This is a genomic window from Streptomyces sp. URMC 127 (assembly GCF_051386535.1).
In the GTDB taxonomy this organism is placed as follows: domain Bacteria; phylum Actinomycetota; class Actinomycetes; order Streptomycetales; family Streptomycetaceae; genus Streptomyces.
In genome coordinates this window covers 1-19824 of record NZ_JBPQTW010000038.1, presented here as the reverse complement: position 1 = coordinate 19824, position 19824 = coordinate 1, and the positions used below count along the sequence as shown (strand labels likewise).

Genomic DNA, 19824 nt, shown 5'->3' with positions numbered 1-19824 from the left:
GGCGTACGGCGGAGCTGTCGTCCTGTCCGTACGCCCGTAGGAACGCTTGTGATCCGCTCCGCGGTTGCTTGCGGCCGCTTACAGCGTTGCGGCGAGGGCCTCGCGCTGTGCCGCGTCGAGGGCGGTGCAGCCGCTGACGGCGAGGTCGAGGAGGGCGTTGAGCTCTTCGCGGGCGAAGGGCTCGGCCTCGGCGGTGCCCTGGACCTCGACGAAGCGGCCGTCGCCGGTGCAGACGACGTTCATGTCGGTCTCGGCGCGGACGTCCTCCTCGTAGCAGAGGTCGAGGAGCGGGACGCCGTCGACGATGCCGACGCTGACGGCGGAGACGGTGCCGGTGAGCGGCTTGCGGCCGTGCTTGACGAGCTTCTTGCCCTGGGCCCAGGTGATGGCGTCGGCGAGGGCGACGTAGGCGCCGGTGATGGCGGCGGTGCGGGTGCCGCCGTCGGCCTGGAGGACGTCGCAGTCGAGGACGATGGTGTTCTCGCCGAGGGCCTTGAAGTCGATCACGGCGCGCAGGGAGCGGCCGATGAGGCGGGAGATCTCGTGGGTGCGGCCGCCGATCTTGCCGCGGACGGACTCGCGGTCGCCGCGGGTGTTGGTGGAGCGCGGCAGCATCGAGTACTCGGCGGTGACCCAGCCCTCGCCGCTGCCCTTGCGCCAGCGGGGAACGCCCTCGGTGACGCTGGCGGTGCAGAAGACCTTGGTGTCTCCGAAGGAGATGAGGACGGAGCCCTCGGCGTGCTTGCTCCAGCCGCGCTGGATGGTCACGGGGCGGAGCTGGTCGGGCGTGCGGCCGTCGATGCGAGACATGGTGATGAGCCTACTGGCTCGCCGCGTACGCGAAGGGCCCCGTTCCGGTTCGCTGGGAATCCGGGGCGGGGCCCTTCGGGGTGAGCTCAGCGGCTCACATCATGTCTTCGATCTCCGCGGCGATCGGGTCGGCGTCGGTGCCGATGACGACCTGGATGGCGGTGCCCATCTTGACGACGCCGTGGGCGCCGGCGGCCTTGAGGGCCGCCTCGTCGACGAGCTCGGGGTCGTTCACCTCGGTGCGGAGCCGGGTGATGCAGCCCTCGATCTCCTCGATGTTGTCGATGCCGCCGAGGCCGGCGACGATCTTCTCAGCCTTGCTGGCCATGTGCACTCCTGGTTGTCTTCGGCCCTTCGGCGGTACCACCGACCGGCTTCCCCACGGTAAACCACGTTCAGCCCAACTATGCGGGCGAAATGTCCGCCACCCGGCAAATGATGGCGACACCCACAAGCGCGCATGAGTGGTCTACACCAGTATGCGGCAAGCACCGAGTGGACCGTCGCCGGGGCGGCGGCCGGGAGGACGCACATGAGTACGGACGCCGCGGCCGCGCCCGGCCGGAACCGGTGGCGGGAGCGCTGGCAGACCCTCTTCTCGAACCTGCAGAAGATGGGCCGCAGCCTTCAGCTGCCCATCGCGGTGCTCCCGGCCGCGGGCATCCTCAACCGGCTCGGCCAGCCCGACGTCTTCGGCAAGGACGGGCTGGGCTGGACGGACGTGGCGAAGGTCTTCGCGGGCGCGGGCGGCGCGCTGCTGGACTCGGCGCTCGGCCTGCCGCTGCTGTTCTGCGTGGGCGTGGCCATCGGGATGGCGAAGAAGGCGGACGGCTCGACGGCGCTGGCCGCCGTGGTGGCCTTCCTCGTCTACTTCTCGGTGCTGCACCAGTTCCCGGAGGACTGCCCGCGCGAGTCGAAGTTCGGCGGGGCGGGGCTGTGGAGCGGGGTGTGCGTCTCCATGGGCGGGCAGGCGTCCCCGGCGAGCTTCCAGAACCCGGGGGTCTTCGGCGGCATCGTGATCGGGCTGCTGAGCGCGTGGTTCTGGATGCGCTTCCACCGGGTGCGGCTGGTGGACTGGCTGGGCTTCTTCAACGGGCGCCGGCTCGTGCCGATCCTGATGTCGTTCGTCGCACTGGCCTTCGCGGTGGTCTGCCTGTTCGTCTGGCCGCCGGTCGGCGACGCGCTGACGAGCTTCAGCAAGTGGCTGTCGGACCTGGGCTCGGCGGGGTCGGGCGTCTTCGGCGTGGCGAACCGGGCGCTGCTGGTGGTGGGGCTCCACCAGTTCCTCAACACCTTCATGTGGTTCCAGTTCGGCGACTACACCAAGCCGGACGGCACGGTGGTGCACGGCGACATCAACCGCTTCCTGGCGGGCGACCCGCACGCGGGCCAGTTCACCACGGGTTTCTTCCCGATCATGATGTTCGCGCTGCCGGCGGCGGCGCTGGCCATCGCGCACTGCGCGCGGCCGGACCGGCGCAAGGCGGTCGCGGGCATGATGCTCTCGGTCGGCCTGACCTCGTTCGTCACGGGGATCACCGAGCCCATCGAGTACTCGTTCCTCTTCATCGCGCCCGCGCTGTACGTGGTGCACGCGCTGCTGACGGGCGTGTCCATGGCGGTGAGCTGGGGGCTGGGGGTGCACGACGGCTTCAGCTTCTCGGCGGGCCTGATCGACTATGTGATCAACTGGGGGCTGGCGACGAGACCGTGGCTGATCATTCCGATCGGGCTGTGCTTCGCGGTCGTCTACTACGTGATTTTCCGGTTCGCGATTACGAAGTTCGACCTGCCGACTCCGGGGCGTGAACCGGAAGAGGTCGCGGAGGAGATCGAGCGCGGCAACGTCAAGGACTAGCGGCACGCGACAAGGGACCATCTGCACTGTGAAGGGATAATCGCTCCCCGTCACGAGCCCCCGCCGGGCGCCCGCGGGGGCTTTCGGCTGTGTCGGAAGCCACTCGGAACCAACCAGGAAGCACGGATTCCTTTATCCCGGACTCACGTGCTACAACATGGTCTAAACCACTCAGTGGTGTAGACCAAAAGCGGGCCCACCCCCTTCCCCCGAGCGCCCGCCTCACCTGGAGGAATCCGATGAGTAAGAGCGCCAAGGCGGCAAAGGCGGCGCCTGACGACGCCGCTTCGCCGGAGAAGAAGGACGCGGAGAAGCCCGCGGACAAGACCGCGGACAAGACGGCGGACAAGGCCGCGGACAAGACGGCGGCCAAGACCGCCGACAAGAAGCCCGCGAAGAAGAAGGACGCCGCTCCCGCCGAGAAGAAGAAGTTCGGCGCCGGCGCCATGGCGATCGCCCAGCGCATCGGCCGCAGCCTGATGCTGCCCGTCGCGGTGCTCCCCGCCGCCGCGCTGATGGTCCGCCTCGGCCAGGACGACATGCTGGGCCGGGCGTCGTTCCCCGCGTTCCTCAACAAGATCGCCGAGTTTATGTCCGCCGGCGGCGGCGCGATCCTCGACAACATGGCGCTGCTCTTCGCCGTGGGCGTCGCGATCGGCTTCGCCAAGAAGTCGGACGGCTCGACGGCCCTGGCCGCCGTGGCCGGCTACCTCGTCTTCTCCAAGGTGCTCGGCACCTTCACCGACGGCAGCCTCCCGAAGAAGGAGGCCGTGGTCGACCACAAGGTCGCCATGGTGGAGCAGGCCGTCGACGCCAAGGTCCTCGGCGGCGTCGTGATGGGCCTCGTGGTCGCGCTGATATACCAGCGCTTCTACCGCACCAAGCTGCCCGACTGGGCGGGCTTCTTCGGCGGCCGCCGCCTGGTGCCGATCCTCTCCTCCTTCGCGGGTCTCCTCATCGGTGTCGTCTTCGGCTACATCTGGCCGTTCCTCGGCACGGGTCTGCACAACTTCGGCGAGTGGCTGGTCGGCTCCGGCGCGGTCGGCGCGGGCATCTTCGGCGTCGCCAACCGCGGTCTGATCCCGGTCGGCATGCACCACCTGCTCAACTCCTTCCCGTGGTTCCAGGCCGGCTCGTACGACGGTCCCAAGGGCACCGTCAACGGCGACATCGCCCGCTTCCTCGCCGGCGACCCGAACGCCGGCCAGTTCATGACCGGCTTCTTCCCGATCATGATGTTCGCGCTGCCGGCCGCCTGCCTGGCGATCGTCCACTGCGCCCGCCCCGAGAACCGCAAGGTCGTCGGCGGCATGATGTTCTCCCTCGCGCTCACCGCCTTCGTCACCGGCGTCACCGAGCCGATCGAGTTCACGTTCATGTTCGTCGCGCCGGTGCTCTACGCGATCCACGCGCTGCTGACCGGTGTCTCGATGGCCCTGACCTGGGCGCTCGGCATGAAGGACGGCTTCGGCTTCTCGGCCGGCGTCATCGACTTCCTGCTGAACCTGGGCATCGCCTCCAAGCCCTGGCTGCTGGTTCTCGTGGGCCTCGCCTTCGCCGCGGTCTACTACGTGGTCTTCCGCTTCGCCATCGTGAAGTTCGACCTCAAGACCCCCGGCCGGGAATCCGCGGAGGAGTCGGCCGAATTGAACGCCTGACGCCTCGCCTGAACACCGCAGGCAAATGCCCCCGAAATCCCTGGGATTTCGGGGGCATTTGCGTATGCGTTCCCGGAAAACAACCGAAAGCAACCGGAAAACAACCGGTGAGCAAACGCCGGCCGCGGCCTCGCCGGGAAGCGCAAAGGAAGCGGGAGTCAGACCTCGTACACCGCGCCCGCGCGGGCGAGTTCGACCGGCCCGTCGTAGACGGCGCGCGCGTCACGCAGATTGGTCAGCGGGTCCGTCCACGGCGGGATGTGGGTGAGCACCAGCCGGCCCGCACCGGCCCGCGCGGCGTGCTCGCCGGCCTCGCGGCCGTTGAGGTGGAGGTCGGGGATGTCCTCCTTGCCGTGGGTGAACGAGGCCTCGCAGAGCAGCAGGTCGGCGCCGTCGGCCAGCGCGTGCAGCTCCTCGCAGGGACCGGTGTCGCCGGAGTAGACCAGCGCGCTGCCGTTGTGCTCGACGCGGAAGGCGAAGGCCTCCACGGGGTGGCGCACCCGGTCCGTGCGGACGGTGAGGGGACCCACGGAGAAGGTGCCCGGGGAGAGGGTGCGGAAGTCGAACACCTCGCGCATGCAGGTGTCGTCGGGCACGTCCCCGTAGGCGGTGGCCAGCCGGTGCTCGGTGTCGGCCGGCCCGTAGACGGGGATGGCCTCGGCCCGGCCGCCCTCGTGCCGGTAGTAGCGGGCCACGAAGTAGCCGCACATGTCGATGCAGTGGTCGGGGTGCAGGTGCGAGAGCAGGATGGCGTCGAGGTCGTAGAGACCGATGTGGCGCTGCAGCTCGCCGAGGGCTCCGTTGCCCATGTCGAGGAGCAGCCGGAAGCCGTCGGCCTCGACGAGGTAGCTCGAACAGGCCGATTCCGTGGACGGGAACGACCCCGAGCATCCGACGACGGTGAGCTTCATGCGGGCCTGAACCTCCGTTGACTCGTGACGGGGGGCCATGCGGTCCGTCGAGCGTAAGGCGCGAAGGGGACGGCCGCTCCTCCGTGAGGTGGGGTTGTGGCTGAAGTCACCGGTACGGACGGTACGGACACGTCTGGGCGGGCGGCGCAAGGGGGGTTCCGGGCGGATCCCGGCTGCGGGACGATGAGTGGCCGCATAGTCATGTAATCCGGCGCATCGGTCAGCGGGCTTGCGGTGCGGCGGGCACGGCAGGAAGCAGAGGTGGCGTATGCGGCGCCCCACGCAGTTCGCGACGGCCCTGGTCTCCTTCCTGACCGCGCTGGTGCTGCCGCTCGCCACCAACCTGGCGAGCGGTTCGGTCCCCGGCCCCGTGCGGCCGTATCTGTGGCTGGCGTGGCCGGCGGCCGCCGTATCGGCCACCGCGGCGGCCGTGTTGGAGGCCCGGCGCCGGCGCGCGCCCGCGGGCGGCGGCACGGACGGCCCCGGCGAAGCGGTGCTGCTGCATCGGGCCGCGGACCAGCTCGCCCGTACGCTGCACGGCCAGTGGACGGCCGAGGCGGAGCTGCGGATGCTGCACCGGCCGCGGCCCCTGCACGTGCGGTGGGCGACGACCAGGCGGCCGGTGGCCGGCGACCCTGCGGGAGTGCTCGACCGGAACACGGTCGGCGGACGGCCGCTGCGGCTGCGCCTGCGGGGCGGGATCGGCGGGACGGGAGGAATCAGCGGGAGCAGCGCGAGCGCCGGGGCCGGCGGGAGCGACAGCGTGGCCGCGGTCTTCACCCGGCTTCCCCGGCGGCGGCTGGTGGTCATCGGGGAGCCCGGCGCGGGCAAGACCGTCATGGCCATCCTGCTCACCCTCGACCTGCTGGAAGAGCGGCAGGCCCACGGCAGCGGCCCGGTGCCGGTCCTGCTCACGCTCTCGTCCTGGGACCCGCGCACCGAGCACCTGCACACGTGGGCGGCCCGCCGGCTGCTGGAGGAGTACCCGGCGCTGGCGAACGCCGCGGTGTTCGGGCCGGACGCGGCCCGGCGGCTGGTGACGGAGGGGCTGGTGCTGCCGGTCCTCGACGGCCTGGACGAGATGCCCGTCCCGCTGCACGCCAAGGCGATCGAGGCCCTGGACGGCATCTCCCCCGGCGCGCCCTTCGTGCTCACCTGCCGCAGCGAGGAGTACGAGGCGGCGGTCGTCGCCGGGGGAACGGTGCTGGCCACGGCCGCGGTGGTGGAGCTGGAGCCGGTGGGGGTGCGGGAGGTGATCGCCTTCCTGACGGCGCACGGGGTGGCGGGCGGCGACCGGTGGGCGGCCGTCGCGGCCCGATTACGGGCAGACCCCGGCGGGGCGCCGGCGAAGGTCCTCTCGTCGCCGCTGATGTCGGCGCTGGCGCGGGTCGTCTACACGGATCCGGCCAGGGATCCGGCGGAGCTCCTGGACCCGGTGCGGTTCGCGGACCCGGCGGCCATCGAGGACCACCTGCTGGACGCCTTCATACCCGCGGTGTACGCGCACCGGCCGCCGCCGCCCACGGCCGGGGACGCACCGGGCGGCGCGCCGCCCCTCTTCCCGGCCGCGGCGGCCCGCACGTGGCTGACGTTCCTCGCCGGGCATCTGCAACGGCAGCGGACGCGCGAACTGGCCTGGTGGCGGCTGCACCAGGCCCTCCCGCGCACCGTCCGGCTCACGGGCGCGCTCGCCCTGCAACTGCTGACGGGCCTGATCGTCGCGCTGGGCATGGCGGTGGCCGCGCCGCTCGGTGTCGCCTTCGCGGCGGGGCTCTCCGGGGGTTTCGGAGCGGGGCTGGTGGTCGTCCCGCCGGCCCGGCCGGGCTTCGTCAACATCCGGGTCCGCGGCCGCAGGCGGCTGTTCGTCCGGAGGCTCGCGCAGGGCCTGGCCCTCGGGCTCGTTCTGATGCTGGGCTGCGGGGTGGGCATCAGCGCCGCGGCGGTCCTCGGCGTCGGGGTGGAGGGCGGGCCCTGGGCGGTGGCCAAGGCGGTGTTCGTGGGCGGTCTGGGGGTCGGGACCGCCTTCGGCGCCATGCTGTGGCTGAACGTGCCCGCGGACACGATCCGCTCACGGAACCCGATGTCCGTCCTGCGCGACGACCGGACCGTGATCGGCGTGCGCGTCCTGGTGGAGTCCTTCGGGTCGGGGCTCCTGGCCGGACTGCTGATGTCCCGGCCGTACTCCGGGCTGAGGATCGGCATCGCCCCCGCGCTGGCCTTCGGGTTCGGCGCCGGGCTCGCGCTCGCGCTCACGGGCAGGCGCTCGGTGCACGCGCAGACCGGCCTCGCCGCCAACGCGTGGGGCTGGTTCCTGCTCACCCGGACGTGGTTCGCGCTGCGCGGCAAGCTCCCCTGGCGGCTGATGGCGTTCCTGGACGACGCTCACCGCCGCGGCGTCCTGCGGCAGGCCGGCGCGGTCTACCAGTTCCGCCACGCCCGCCTCCAGGACCGGCTCGCGCCGCCGCCCCCTGCCGGCGGCCACGGCGGGGGAACCGGCCGGCGGCCCGCCGGCGGCCGGGTGAGGCGCACGCCGACGGTGCGGCCCCGGCGGGCCGGGCCGCCCGGCCGCCCGACGCTTCCGCCGTGAGCCGCCGGAGCCGGGTGCTACGCCCAGAGCTGGCCGTGCAGGGCCTCGACGGCCGCTTCCGTCGTGGGGGCCGTGTAGATGCCCGTGGAGAGGTACTTCCAGCCGCCGTCGGCCACGACGAAGGCGATATCGGCGCTCTCCCCCGCCCGTTCGGCCTTGCGGGCCACGCCGAGCGCGGCGTGCAGGACGGCGCCGGTGGAGACGCCCGCGAAGATGCCCTCCTCGGAGAGGAGCTCCCGGGTGCGGCGGACCGCGTCCTGCGAACCGACCGAGAAGCGCGTGGTGAGGACGGAGGCGTCGTACAGCTCGGGGACGAAGCCCTCGTCGAGGTTGCGCAGGCCGTAGACGAGGTCGTCGTAGCGCGGTTCGGCGGCGACGATGCTCACCCCGGGCTTGTGCTCGCGCAGGTAGCGGCCGACGCCCATGAGCGTGCCGGTGGTGCCCAGACCGGCGACGAAGTGGGTGATCCCGGGCAGGTCGGCGAGGATCTCGGGGCCGGTGGTCGCGTAGTGGGCGCCCGCGTTGTCGGGGTTGCCGTACTGGTAGAGCATCACCCAGTCGGCGTGCTCGGCGGCGAGCTCCTTGGCGACGCGGACGGCGGTGTTGGAGCCGCCCGCCGCGGGCGAGGAGATGATCTCCGCGCCCCACATGGCGAGCAGCTGCCGCCGCTCCTCGCTGGTGTTCTCGGGCATGACGCACACGATGCGGTAGCCCTTGAGCCGGGCGGCCATGGCGAGCGAGATGCCGGTGTTGCCGGAGGTGGGCTCCAGGATGGTGCAGCCGGGGGTCAGCCGCCCGGCCCGCTCCGCCTGCTCGATCATGTGCAGGGCGGGGCGGTCCTTCACCGAGCCGGTGGGGTTGCGGTCCTCCAGCTTGGCCCAGAGCCGGACCGACTCGGACGGGGACAGCCTGGGCAGCCGCACCAGCGGGGTGTTGCCGACCGAGGCCAGGTGGCTGTCGTAGCGCATGTGCGGGCCGCTCAGGCCATTCCGCCGGCGACCGCCGGGAGGATCGTCACGCTGTCGCCGTCGGCGAGCCCGGTGCCGATGCCGCCGAGGAAGCGGACGTCCTCGTCGTTGAGGTAGACGTTCACGAAGCGGCGCAGCTCGCCTGACTCGTCGACGAGGCGCTCGCGGATGCCCGCGTGGCGGCTGTCGAGGTCCTTGAACAGCTCGTCGAGCGTGGCGCCGCTGCCTTCGACGGCCTTCTGCCCGTCGGTGTAGGTGCGGAGGATGGTCGGAATGCGGACCTCGATGGCCATGATGCGGCTCCTGTCGGCGTGCGGGTGGGGCACCTGGGGCAGATCGTATCGATTCCGTGTGCGGCCGCCGGGCGTTCGTTCCGGCATGCGGACAGCCGTGGGCGGCCGGCGGCCGCAGGTCAGTAAGCAGGCACCACGGTGACCTCCTCTTCGGTCACCTCGCCGTCCACTATGCGGAACGAACGGAACTGGAAGGGCCCCGCGCCGTCGGTGTCGGCGGTGGAGACGAGCACGTAGTGGGCGCCGGGCTCGCCCGCGTACGAGATGTCCGTACGGGACGGGTAGGCCTCGGTGGCCGTGTGCGAGTGGTAGATGACGACCGGGTCCTCGTCGCGGTCGTCCATCTCGCGGTAGAGCTTGAGCAGGTCCGCGGAGTCGAACTCGTAGAACGTGGGCGACCGGGCGGCGTTGAGCATGGGGACGAACCGCTCGGGGCGGTCGCTGCCGGCCGGTCCGGCGACCACGCCGCAGGCCTCGTCGGGGTGGTCCGCGCGGGCGTGCGCGACGATCCGGTCGTACAGGTCCTGCGTGATGGTCAGCATGCGGCCCAGGATAGGCATGCGGTGTTCACCCGGGTAAAGGGAAGGGCCCTCCCGTACCACAGGGTGGTACGGGAGGGCCCGGATTCCGGACAGGTCCGGTGTGTGCCTTACGCGGCCTGGTCGACCTCGATGGCCTTGGTGTAGTCCTTGCGCTCGAAGGCCTGCGGGTTGCGGCGCTTGAGCACCAGGTAGGACACCCACATGATCGCGGCCCAGACCGGCGCGCAGTACAGCGAGACCCGCGCGTCCGCGTCGATGCCCATCATCACGATCACCATGAAGATGAAGGCGAGCGCGAAGAGGCTGGTCCACGGCGCGCCGGGGGCGCGGAACGCGGACTGCGGGAGCTCGCCGCGGTTCGCCTTGCGGCGGTAGCGCAGCTGGGCGACGAGGATCACGATCCACGCCCACATGCCGGAGATGGTCGCGAAGGAGACGACGTAGTCGAACGCCTTGCCCGGCCACTGGTAGTTGATCCAGACGCCGACGAGCATCAGCGCGGCGGAGAAGGTGGTGCCGCGCAGCGGCAGGCCGCGCTTGGTCAGCTCGCCGAAGAACTTCGGGCCCTGGCCGTTGAGCGACAGGTCGCGCAGCATGCGGCCGGTGGAGTACATGCCCGAGTTGCAGGACGACAGCGCCGCCGTGAGGACGACGAAGTTGACGATGCCCGCACCGGCCGGCAGGCCGATCTTCTGGAAGGCGGCGACGAACGGGCTCACGCCCGGCATGAACTCGCCCCACGGGACCACGGCCAGGATGATGATCAGCGCGCCGATGTAGAAGACGGCGATGCGCCACGGCACGGTGTTGATCGCCTTGGGGAGCGTCTTCTCCGGGTCCTTGGCCTCGCCCGCGGTGACGCCGACCAGCTCGACGGCGAGGAAGGCGAACATCACGATCTGCAGGGTCATCAGGGTGTTGCCGATGCCGTGCGGGAAGAAGCCGCCGTCGTTCCAGAGGTTGGTGACGGTGGCGGTGTCACCGGCGTCGGAGAAGCCGATGGTCAGCACGCCGACACCGATCAGGATCATGCCGATGATGGCGGTGACCTTGACCATGGAGAACCAGAACTCCAGCTCGCCGAAGAGCTTCACGGAGATCAGGTTGGCGAAGTACAGCAGGACGGTGAAGCCCAGCGCGGAGACCCATTGCGGAATGGAATGGTTCCAGTACTGCACATAGGAGGCCGCGGCGGTCACCTCGACGATTCCGGTGACGACCCAGAAGAGCCAGTACGTCCATCCGGTCACATAGCCCCAGAAGGGGCCGAGGAACTCCCGGGCGTAGTCCGAGAAGGAGCCCGACACCGGGCGGTACATGAGCAGCTCGCCGAGCGCTCGCATGATGAAGAAGATGACCAGACCGGCTATGGCATAAGCCAGGATCAGGCTGGGTCCGGCCTTGGAAATGGCCTTCCCCGCGCCGAGGAAGAGGCCGGTGCCGATGGCGCCACCAATGGCGATCATCTGAATCTGGCGGTTACCGAGTCCCCGCTCGTAACCCTCGGAAGCCGCTTTGCCGCTTCCCTTGTGGCCCGGTTCCGCGACTGCGTCCGCGGTACGGGCCGCGACCTGCTCAGAGGTCATGGTGGTGCGCCTTTCTCCATACCGATCCGGTTGCTCCGGATCGGGTTCCGATCCCCCCGGATGGAGTCCTGCGAGTGCCGACGGTCGGCCGGCTCAGCGCTCCCGCCGTGAACATGGGTGGCGTCACGGAGGCAGGTCGGCAAGATGTATCACGAGTGGCCGGTAGATCGTCTGAAGAACGATCATGCGTTCGTGACGCACACCACAAGGAAATGCGGACAATAAGGAAAAGGAGCGGCAATAGCGGCTACTGCGGTGATCCGATCGTTATCCGGACTTGATTGTTCCCTGAGCGGACGCCCGGATCCTTTTGATCGATCAGCCCGTCAGGGCCCCATCAGTGCATCTACCAGCGTTTCCTGCAGACCGCCGAGCCAGAGGTGCGCCATTGCCATCGGCTTGCGCGGGTCGTCGTCCGGCAGCCGGAGCAGCGCCTCGCTGTCGTCCTCATGGGCGATTTCCAGCCGCGCGCCGATGGTCAGCCGGAGGTCGTTGAGCGTGCCCAGCCAGCGGCGGCACTCCTCGGGCTCGAGACGCAGCACGGCGGCCCGGTCGCCGGCGACCGTGAGCCCGTCGAGCGAGCGGACGACCGCGAGGGCGTCATCGCGCTTGCGGTCGCGCAGGTCGTTCTCCGTGTAGCGGCGGAACTCGGCGGCGTACGCGCGCTGCTGCGGGTCCTGCTCGGCACCGGGGTCGCCGTAGGCGTCGGGGAAGAGCCGGGCGAGCGCGGGATCGGACGGCGGCTCGCTGGGGCCCTCGGCGAAGAGCCGCGCGAGCGGGTCGGCGCCCTCGGGGCCCTCGGCCTCGCCGGGCCCGATCAGCTCCAGCAGCTGAACGGCCAGGCTGCGCAGGATGGAGATCTCGACCTCGTCCAGGGCCACGGCGGCCCCGCCGCCGGACAGCGGCTCGAAGTGGCCGGCCATCAACGGTCCTGCGACAGCGTCGCCCACAGCCCGTAGCCGTGCATCGCCTGCACGTCGCGCTCCATCTCCTCGCGGCTGCCGCTGGAGACGGTGGCGCGCCCCTTGTGGTGGACGTCGAGCATCAGCTTGTGGGCCTTGTCCTTGGAGTAGCCGAAGTACGCCTGAAAGACATACGTCACATAACTCATGAGGTTGATGGGGTCGTTGTGGACCAGCGTGACCCACGGAACGTCGGGCTCCGCCACCGCGTACGGGGCCTCGCTCGACTCGGGGCGTTCGATCTCGACCGGTGCAACACTCACGTTTCCCATGCTGCCACTCGGCGGCCCGCGATGCACAAAGGGGGGTGCCCCGGCCGCGCGTCGGCCGGGTGCCGCGCATCGGCCGGGCGCCGCACGCCGGCCGGGCGCGCGGCCGTGCGCGGCGTCACGACGTAGAAATCGTCAGTCTGACGAGTATTGGGGGTAGCATCTGGTTCCATGAACGCTGCGGACTTGAGGCTGCCGGTGGACGTGCCGTCGACGGCCCTCTTCACCGACCGGTACGAACTCACGATGCTGCAGGCCGCGCTGCGCTCCGGCACCGCCGACCGGCGCTCGGTCTTCGAGGTCTTCACCCGCCGGCTGCCCGAGGGGCGCCGCTACGGCGTCGTGGCGGGCACCGGCCGGGTCCTGGACGCCGTGGAGAACTTCCGCTTCGACAGCGGCGTCCTGGACTTCCTCGCGAGCCGCGGGATCGTCGACGAGCCGACGCTCGCCTGGCTCGCGGACTACCGCTTCCGCGGGGACATCCACGGCTACCCCGAGGGCGAGGTCTACTTCCCCGGCTCGCCGGTCCTGCGCGTCGAGGGCACCTTCGCCGAGGCCGTGCTCCTGGAGACGGTGATCCTCTCGATCCTCAACCACGACTCGGCCGTCGCCGCCGCGGCCTCGCGCATGGCCGTCGCCGCCGGCGGGCGGCCGCTGATCGAGATGGGCGCCCGGCGCACCCACGAGCTCGCGGCCGTCGCCGCCTCCCGCGCCGCGTACGTGGGCGGCTTCGCCTCCACCTCCGACCTCGCGGCCGGCTTCCGTTACAACATCCCGACCGTCGGCACCAGTGCGCACGCCTTCACGCTGCTGCACGACAGCGAGCGCGACGCCTTCACCGCCCAGGTCGACTCGCTCGGCAGGGGCACGACCCTGCTCGTGGACACCTACGACGTCGCCGAGGCCGTCCGCGCGGCCGTGGAGATCGCCGGGCCGGAGCTCGGCGCCGTCCGCATCGACTCCGGCGACCTGCTGCTGCTCGCCCACCGCGTGCGGCAGCAGCTGGACGACCTGGGCGCCACCGAGACGAAGATCGTCGTCACCAGCGACCTGGACGAGTACGCCATCGCCTCGCTCGCCGCGGCCCCCGTCGACGCGTACGGCGTCGGCACCCAGCTGGTCACCGGCAGCGGCCACCCCACCTGCTCGATGGTCTACAAGCTCGTGGCCCGCGCGGACGAGGCCGGCCCGGACGCCCCGCTGCGGCCCGTCGCCAAGAAGTCCATGGGCGGCAAGGCCTCCCTCGGCGGCCGCAAGTGGGCGGCCCGCCGGCCCGACGCGGACGGCGTCGCCGAGGCCGAGGTCGTCGGCACCGGGCCGGTGCCGCCGGAGCTCGCGGATCACCAGCTGATCGTGGAGCTCGTGCGGGGCGGCGAGGTCGTCGCCCGCGAGCCCCTGGACACCGTGCGGGACCGGCACGCCGCCGCGCGGGCCGGGCTCCCGCTGTCGGCGACCCAGCTCTCGCGCGGCGAGCCCGTGCTCCCCACCGAGTACCTCTGACGCTCCCCGCGCGCCCGGCGGGCCGCCCCCGCTCCGGGTCCCTCTCCCATTGCGCAACGGAAGTCACTACCCTCGGTCACAGAGAGGCGAACCGTACAGTCGTGATCCGCACTGTCGGCCGAGGGCCCTTCCACTAAGGATCCGCACTATGCAGCGTGCACTGATCATCGTCGACGTGCAGAACGACTTCTGCGAGGGCGGCAGCCTCGCGGTGGCCGGCGGGGCGGACGTGGCCGCGGCCATCACCGACCTCGTCGGCGAGGCCACCGCCGGGTACCGGCACATCGTCGCCACGCGGGACCACCACATAGACCCCGGCGCGCACTTCTCCGCCGAGCCGGACTACGAGACCACCTGGCCGCCGCACTGCGTCGCCGGCACGGAGGGCTCCGGCTTCCACCCGAACTTCGCGCCGGTCGTCGCCTCCGGGGCGATAGACGCCGTCTTCGACAAGGGGGCGTACGCGGCCGCCTACAGCGGCTTCGAGGGCACCGACGAGAACGGGGTGCCGCTCGCCGACTGGCTGCGGGAGCGGGGCGTGACGGAGGTCGACGTGGTCGGCATCGCCACGGACCACTGCGTGCGCGCCACCGCGCTGGACGCGGCGCGGGCCGGTTTTTCGACCCAGGTCCTGCTCGACCTCACGGCGGGGGTCGCCCCGGGGACGACGGAGCGGGCGCTGGAGGAGATGCGGGCGGCGGGCGTCGAGCTGTCCGGCAAGCCGGTGGTTGCGACCGGCTGACGTACGGGCCGGGGCGGCTCGGCACCGCCGGTCACGTAGACGGTGGCTGATCGCCGCTGCGGCGGAGATCTTCCGGGGCTTCGCCCCGGCCCCTCCGGAGGAGGAAACGGCGAAAGGGCGGGACCGGGGCACTCCTCCCGCCGCAACGGCGATCAGCCCGCGCGCACGTGACCGGCGGTGCCGGACCCCGCGTAACCCCTACGCCGCAGGCGCCCCGCCGCGCAGCAGCATCCGTATGCCGTGCCAAGACTCCGTGTCGTCGTCCGGCGCCGCGCGCCAGACCAGGCCGTCGGGATGGTGGAGCACCGCCGTTATCTCGTCCGGCGTCGGCGGCTCCGTGTTGCCGCGCAGGTAGACCGCGCGCAGGCCGAGGTTCCGCAGGCGGGTCAGCGCCCGCGCGCGGTTCGCCGCGTGCACGAGCACCCGCACGCGCGAGCCGGGCGCCGCGGCGCCGCCGGGCGGGCCCGGAAGGTACAGGGCCACCACCACGCTGCCGCCCGGCAGCTTGCAGAAACCACCACCTGCCATGCCCGCGTCACCTCTCCCCGGGGCGGGGTGTCAATAACGGCGTCACGCCAGTCATCTAAACGCGATCGGCCGCCGCCCGCTAGAGGGCGACGGCCGATACGGCGCTGACCTGCGAAGATGCAGATCGCGGGGGTGTTACTTGCCCGACGGGCCCACCTGGATGGTCATCGTGGAGCCGCTCGGGGCCTGCCAGAGGATCTTGATCCGGGTGTTGGTGTCAGTAACCTGCACACCGCCGGTCGGGTTGTCCTTGCTCCAGTACGTGCCCTTGCGGTCGTCGAAGACCGGCACGCCGAGCTTGCCCTTCACGCGGGCCGCGACGCCGTCCTGGTGGACGGTGTAGCCCTCGCTCGGGAACCAGCTGAACGGCGAGTCGTACGCCTGGAAGCGGTTGCGCATGACGGAGCCGTCGGCCCACTTCTCAACCTGCGGGTGCGCGTCGATCGGCAGGATGCGGCCGGTGCCGGGGTGCACGCCGACGTTGTTGTCGGCCTGCGAGGTGTCCCACTTCCAGATCAGCAGGCCGGTCTGGTACGGGTAGTGCTCGACCCAGCTCGGACGGTCCTTCTTCCAGCCGAAGTTGTACGGGCCGGTCTTCAGGGTCGTGTCGTACGAGACGTACTGGCGGTTCTCGGCGAGGTAGTACTGCGCGTACTCCTTGGTGAAGGACTCGCCGATGCGCGAGAAGCCCTTCGCCGTCCAGCCGTTGTCGTCGCCCTCGGCACCGTCGGTGAAGAGGGCCGCGCCGTCGGCGGTGAGGGTGATGGCGTCGGCGGTGAAGCCCTTGCCGGTGGTGCCGCCGTCCGTGGAGTAGCGGAACCGCAGGTCGATCTTCTTGCCGGCGTACGCGTCGAGCGGGAACGCCAGCTTCTTGTACGCGCCGGACTGGCCGGTCAGCGCGGGCTTGTCGCCACCGTCGCGCGGGATGGACTTGCCGTCGGCCGTGCCGTCGACCGGGGTCCAGTTCTTGCCGCCGTCCGTGGAGACCTCGACGTAGGCGTAGTCGTAGTTCGCCTCGATGTCCCACCAGCCGGAGAAGTCCAGGCTCGCCTTGGACTTGCCGGTGAGGTCGACGGTGCGGGAGAGGGTGTTCTTCAGGTCGTCCGCCTGACCGCCCCACCACTGCTTGCTGCCCTCGGCAGGCTTGACGACGTCGGTCTTGACCGCCTTGTTGGGCAGCTCGACGACGACCGCCTGCTTGTCCTTGGTGTTGTACTCGGCCACGCCCAGCTTGTGCGTCGACCTGGTCGCCGCCTTCGCCTTGTCGTAGTTGAGCCAGCCGAGCTGCAGCTTGTCCCAGGCGCTCATGTCGCCGGGCAGGTCACCGATGGTGTCCTTGCCGCGGCCGAGCCAGGAACCGGAGGACATCAGCGACCAGTAGGCGACGGAGGACTCACCGGTGCCGGTGGTGTCGTACTCGTCGGGCAGGCCCAGGTCGTGGCCGTACTCGTGGGCGAAGACGCCGAGGCCGCCGTTCTCGGGCTGCATCGTGTAGTCGCCGACCCAGATGCCGGTGTCACCGATCTGCGTGCCGCCGGCCTTGTTGTCCGCCGGGCCGGTCTTGCCGGCGTCCGAGCCGTAGGCGTACCAGCGGTGGGCCCAGATGGCGTCGGTCTTCTGCGCACCGCCGCCGGCGGACTCGTCCTCGCCGGCGTGCACGATCTGGAAGTGGTCGATGTAGCCGTCGGGCTCGTTGAAGTTGCCGTCGCCGTCGTAGTCGTTGCGGTCCCACTGGTCGTACTTGGCCAGCTCCGCCTTGATGTCGGCGTCGCTGCGGCCGGCCGCCTTCTGGTCCGCGACCCACTGGTTGACGCCGTCGCGCACCAGGTCCCAGGCGCTGGGGCAGTTGGTGGAGCCGCAGTAGTTGGAGCCGTAACGGGCCTCGTTCCACTGGACCTTGACCCAGTCGGTGACGGTGCCCTCGACCGAGTAGCGGCCCGAGGACTGCTTCTCGTAGTACTTGGCGAGGGATTCCTTGCCCTTGTCGTGCGAGAAGTACAGGTCCTGGAAGTACTGGCGGTTGTAGTCCTTCTCCCAGGCCGTGCTGTTGTCCTGCTTGCGGTCCGGCTGCTTGATCTGGTTGTGCGCCGGGCCGGGCTGTCCGCCGAACTTCTTCACGGGCGGCTTGGGGCCGTCCGGACCGTCCGGGTCGTACATCGTGGTGTCGTCGACCTTGTCGCCGAAGTCCACGAGGATCGTGAAGATCTTGTCGGTCTTCTCCCGGGCCAGCTCGACGTACTTCCCCTTGCCGAGCTGGACGACCTTGGACGCGCCGCGCTGCTCCGCACGGGCGTCCCCGGATATGACCTTGTCGAGCGCGGCCTTGCGCTGCGCTTCCCGCTTCTTGCTGAACGGGCCCTTGAGGTCGTGCTCGACGCCCTTCCCGGCCTGCTCCGGGTCGTGGCGCTCGATGCTCGACGGCGTGCCGGCAGTGGTGGCCGCCTGTGCGATCCCGGCCGTGGTCCCCGCGGTCAGGGCCGTCACGCCGAGCGTGACGGCCGTGGCCACGGCGGCAGATCTGGCGTGCCTCCGTTGGCTGCTCTTCACTTGTGAATGTCCTCCCCAGTAAGAACTGTGGAGGTATTTGACCGGAGTGACGGCGGAAAAGACAGATCTTGACTACGAGCGAAAGAGCAAGTACGTTATCCGGCCTTTATGTTGCGGATTTCGGACACCAACGGGCGCGCTCGTCTCACCTCTTGGACCGGCGGATGACTCCGTGCGCCCCCCGTGCTCCGGCACCGTGTGTTAGGTCACGCTTACCGGCAGTTCCGCTCGGGCAGACAGGACCGTAGAGTCGTTTTGGTGTACACCATTGCTGTACGCACGCAGCACCGTCGCACCGCACTGCACGCACCAGCCGGCTCCGCACCCACACCTTTGCTCCGAGGACGGATCCCGCCATGCCGCGTCCGACCCCCGCACAGATAACCTACGGATCGGCCACCGTCGTCTTCTCGACCCTCGCCATGCTGCTGCTCTCGCAGACGGCCTCGGGGCTCGGGATCGCGGTCATCGCCGTCGCCGCGCTCGCGCTCGGCCTCTTCGTCGCCGTCACCTTCCCCGTGCCGCGGGCCTCCCGCAGGCCCCGGGCCCCCCGGCAGCGCACGCCCCTGCCCACCGAGCCGAGACTGAGCGAACATTCACTGCACGGCTGAGGCCCGGGCCGGGATCCGGCCAGGACTCACTGCGCGGTGGACACCACCACCGTTTTGGCCGCCTTGTCGTGGATGCACTGGTGATAGGGCGCGTCCCACGTACACCACAGCACGTTGACCAGCCAGAAGAGGAAGCCGCAGCAGGGCACCACCTGCGGCAGGTTGTAGACGGCGGCGCGCGTCCAGCCCGGGGCCCCCTGGGGAATCGCGCCGTTCTCCAGCATCGCCACCCGGATGCTCATCGCCATCTTGCCGACGGTCTGCCCACGGTTCGTGAGCATCAGGCCCTCGTAGAGGAAGTAGACGACGGCGATGATGATGCCGAGCCCCGTGGCCCGGTTGTCGTCCCAGTTCCCCGGATCCCAGTCCCACATCGCGGCCTTGAAGAGGACGGTGACCGGGATCGACACGAGCAGCCCGTCGATGATGCGGGCGACGAGCCGCTTGAAGCGGTTCGCGAGCGGGGGCATGCCCGCGAGCGGGTCGGCGGCGCCGAACTGATCCCCGTAAGGGCTGCCGGGGCCGCCGCCCGGGCCGGGCGGCGGGCCGCCCGGCGGGGGTGACCCGTACGGCGGCAGGGGCGGCTCCGTCGGCCGTTTCTTGAACGGGTCGTCCTCGGGCGGCGGCTCGGTGCTCATGGCCCGAGTAGAACCCGGGCCGCTGCGAGCCGCACCCGGCACTGTGCCGTTCGGGTCAGCGCTTGGCCGCCGCCACGAACGTGCGCCCCGCCTTGTCGTGCCAGCACTGCCGCCACGGCCGGTCGAAGACGCACCACAGGGCACCGATCACGCCGATCCCCAGCGCGCCGAGCCCCCCGTACACCAGCCAGCGGCGCAGCGCCGCCCCGAAGCCCGGGGTGTCGTGCGACTCGATGTCCAGGACGCGCGTGCCGCACAGGCGCTTGCCCAGCGTGCGGCCCCATTTGGCGGTGGGCAGCGCCTCCAGGACCACGCCCGCGACGAGCAGGACGCCCACGACGACGGCGAGGTAGGTGCCGGTCGTGCCGTCGAGCAGCCAGACCGTGACCGTCTCGCCGGACTGCTTGGCCTGCGCGACCTTGTCGTCGATGTGGGCGACGGCCTTGCCCCACAGGGGCACGGCCACGGCGCCGACGACGGCACCCAGCACGAGGGAGTCGACCAGGCGGGCGGCGAGCCGGCGGCCCAGCGGCGCGGGGCGGCCCTGCTCCTGCGCGGCCTGCAGGAAGGGGTCGCTCTTGGGGGGCTTCCACGGCGCGGCCACCTCGGAGGAGGGAGCGGCGGACGAGGAGGCAGCGGGCTGCTGCTGGGCCAGCTGCTGCACCTGCTGGGCCCAGCCGCCGGCCGCGGGGCGGGCCTGCTCCGCCGTACGGGGCTGCTCCTGCGGGAGGGGCTCGGGCACGGCGGCGGGCGACGGGACGGGCTTGCCGGGCGTACGGAGCTGCATCGTGCCGCCGGGGCGGACGGCGGGGAC

Annotated in this window: 19 protein-coding genes; 6 read left to right on the top strand and 13 right to left on the bottom strand. The window is 70.9% G+C overall.

All coding sequences use genetic code 11. From position 1 onward, the window contains the following. Nucleotides 1–78: 78 nt before the first annotated feature. Both rph and ACSNOH_RS11830 read right to left on the bottom strand, forming a co-directional pair. Entirely contained in the window at nt 79–810 is a 732-nt protein-coding gene (rph, locus tag ACSNOH_RS11835) for a ribonuclease PH (RefSeq protein WP_436721213.1), read from the bottom strand. A 94-nt stretch (nt 811–904) separates the two neighbouring features. After that, nucleotides 905–1144 carry a PTS glucose/sucrose transporter subunit IIB gene (locus ACSNOH_RS11830; protein WP_286157508.1) on the bottom strand — a complete coding sequence of 80 codons (240 nt, stop codon included), beginning with the start codon at nt 1142–1144 and terminating at the stop codon, nt 905–907. Between the two features lie 198 nt (nt 1145–1342). Between ACSNOH_RS11830 and ACSNOH_RS11825 the strand changes: the two genes are divergently transcribed. Next, nucleotides 1343–2668 carry a PTS transporter subunit EIIC gene (locus ACSNOH_RS11825; RefSeq protein ID WP_436721212.1) on the top strand — a complete coding sequence of 442 codons (1326 nt, stop codon included), beginning with the start codon at nt 1343–1345 and terminating at the stop codon, nt 2666–2668. Between the two features lie 446 nt (nt 2669–3114). Further along, nucleotides 3115–4326, top strand: a complete 1212-nt coding sequence (locus tag ACSNOH_RS11820) for a PTS transporter subunit EIIC (RefSeq protein ID WP_436721238.1) — start codon at nt 3115–3117, stop codon at nt 4324–4326. A gap of 158 nt (nt 4327–4484) precedes the next feature. Here ACSNOH_RS11820 and ACSNOH_RS11815 read toward each other — a convergent pair whose 3' ends face one another. After that, nucleotides 4485–5237: an MBL fold metallo-hydrolase gene (locus ACSNOH_RS11815; RefSeq protein ID WP_436721211.1), complete on the bottom strand. Its 753-nt coding sequence runs from the start codon at nt 5235–5237 to the stop codon at nt 4485–4487. Between the two features lie 268 nt (nt 5238–5505). Between ACSNOH_RS11815 and ACSNOH_RS11810 the strand changes: the two genes are divergently transcribed. After that, nucleotides 5506–7824: a hypothetical protein gene (locus ACSNOH_RS11810; protein WP_436721210.1), complete on the top strand. Its 2319-nt coding sequence runs from the start codon at nt 5506–5508 to the stop codon at nt 7822–7824. A gap of 17 nt (nt 7825–7841) precedes the next feature. Here the strand turns inward: ACSNOH_RS11810 and ACSNOH_RS11805 are convergent, their stop codons facing one another. The 6 genes from ACSNOH_RS11805 to clpS form a co-directional block, all read right to left on the bottom strand. Next, nucleotides 7842–8792, bottom strand: coding sequence for a PLP-dependent cysteine synthase family protein (locus ACSNOH_RS11805; protein ID WP_436721209.1), 951 nt, complete (start codon nt 8790–8792; stop codon nt 7842–7844). An 11-nt stretch (nt 8793–8803) separates the two neighbouring features. Continuing rightward, entirely contained in the window at nt 8804–9085 is a 282-nt protein-coding gene (locus tag ACSNOH_RS11800) for a MoaD/ThiS family protein (RefSeq protein WP_436721208.1), read from the bottom strand. A gap of 119 nt (nt 9086–9204) precedes the next feature. Next, nucleotides 9205–9627: a Mov34/MPN/PAD-1 family protein gene (locus ACSNOH_RS11795; protein ID WP_436721207.1), complete on the bottom strand. Its 423-nt coding sequence runs from the start codon at nt 9625–9627 to the stop codon at nt 9205–9207. Nucleotides 9628–9734: 107 nt separating this feature from the next. Next, nucleotides 9735–11213, bottom strand: a complete 1479-nt coding sequence (locus ACSNOH_RS11790; RefSeq protein ID WP_436721206.1) for an amino acid permease — start codon at nt 11211–11213, stop codon at nt 9735–9737. 326 nt (nt 11214–11539) lie between these two features. Then, nucleotides 11540–12136, bottom strand: coding sequence for a DUF2017 domain-containing protein (locus ACSNOH_RS11785; RefSeq protein WP_436721205.1), 597 nt, complete (start codon nt 12134–12136; stop codon nt 11540–11542). Continuing rightward, nucleotides 12136–12447 carry an ATP-dependent Clp protease adapter ClpS gene (gene clpS, locus ACSNOH_RS11780; RefSeq protein WP_436721204.1) on the bottom strand — a complete coding sequence of 104 codons (312 nt, stop codon included), beginning with the start codon at nt 12445–12447 and terminating at the stop codon, nt 12136–12138. The genes ACSNOH_RS11785 and clpS overlap by 1 nt, the downstream gene beginning before the upstream one ends. A 168-nt stretch (nt 12448–12615) precedes the next feature. Here clpS and ACSNOH_RS11775 point away from each other — a divergent pair, with 168 nt between their 5' ends. Both ACSNOH_RS11775 and ACSNOH_RS11770 read left to right on the top strand, forming a co-directional pair. Further along, nucleotides 12616–13944, top strand: a complete 1329-nt coding sequence (locus ACSNOH_RS11775; protein ID WP_436721203.1) for a nicotinate phosphoribosyltransferase — start codon at nt 12616–12618, stop codon at nt 13942–13944. A gap of 148 nt (nt 13945–14092) precedes the next feature. Further along, complete coding sequence (locus tag ACSNOH_RS11770) at nt 14093–14686, top strand: nicotinamidase (protein ID WP_436721202.1); 594 nt, start codon at nt 14093–14095, stop codon at nt 14684–14686. Between the two features lie 198 nt (nt 14687–14884). On the opposite strand, the gene ACSNOH_RS11765 is transcribed toward ACSNOH_RS11770, so the two are convergent. Together ACSNOH_RS11765 and ACSNOH_RS11760 are read right to left on the bottom strand one after the other, a co-directional pair. Beyond that, nucleotides 14885–15214, bottom strand: a complete 330-nt coding sequence (locus ACSNOH_RS11765) for a hypothetical protein (RefSeq protein WP_436721201.1) — start codon at nt 15212–15214, stop codon at nt 14885–14887. A gap of 135 nt (nt 15215–15349) precedes the next feature. Continuing rightward, on the bottom strand, nt 15350–17722 hold the full coding sequence (locus ACSNOH_RS11760; RefSeq protein WP_436721200.1) for an immune inhibitor A domain-containing protein: 2373 nt from the start codon (nt 17720–17722) through the stop codon (nt 15350–15352). A 395-nt stretch (nt 17723–18117) separates the two neighbouring features. Here ACSNOH_RS11760 and ACSNOH_RS11755 point away from each other — a divergent pair, with 395 nt between their 5' ends. After that, on the top strand, nt 18118–18372 hold the full coding sequence (locus ACSNOH_RS11755) for a hypothetical protein (RefSeq protein WP_436721199.1): 255 nt from the start codon (nt 18118–18120) through the stop codon (nt 18370–18372). Between the two features lie 26 nt (nt 18373–18398). Here ACSNOH_RS11755 and ACSNOH_RS11750 read toward each other — a convergent pair whose 3' ends face one another. Together ACSNOH_RS11750 and ACSNOH_RS11745 are read right to left on the bottom strand one after the other, a co-directional pair. Next, complete coding sequence (locus ACSNOH_RS11750) at nt 18399–19010, bottom strand: RDD family protein (RefSeq protein WP_436721198.1); 612 nt, start codon at nt 19008–19010, stop codon at nt 18399–18401. 55 nt (nt 19011–19065) lie between these two features. Then, nucleotides 19066–19824: RDD family protein (locus tag ACSNOH_RS11745; RefSeq protein WP_436721197.1), on the bottom strand; the 759-nt coding region annotated here is incomplete at its 5' end.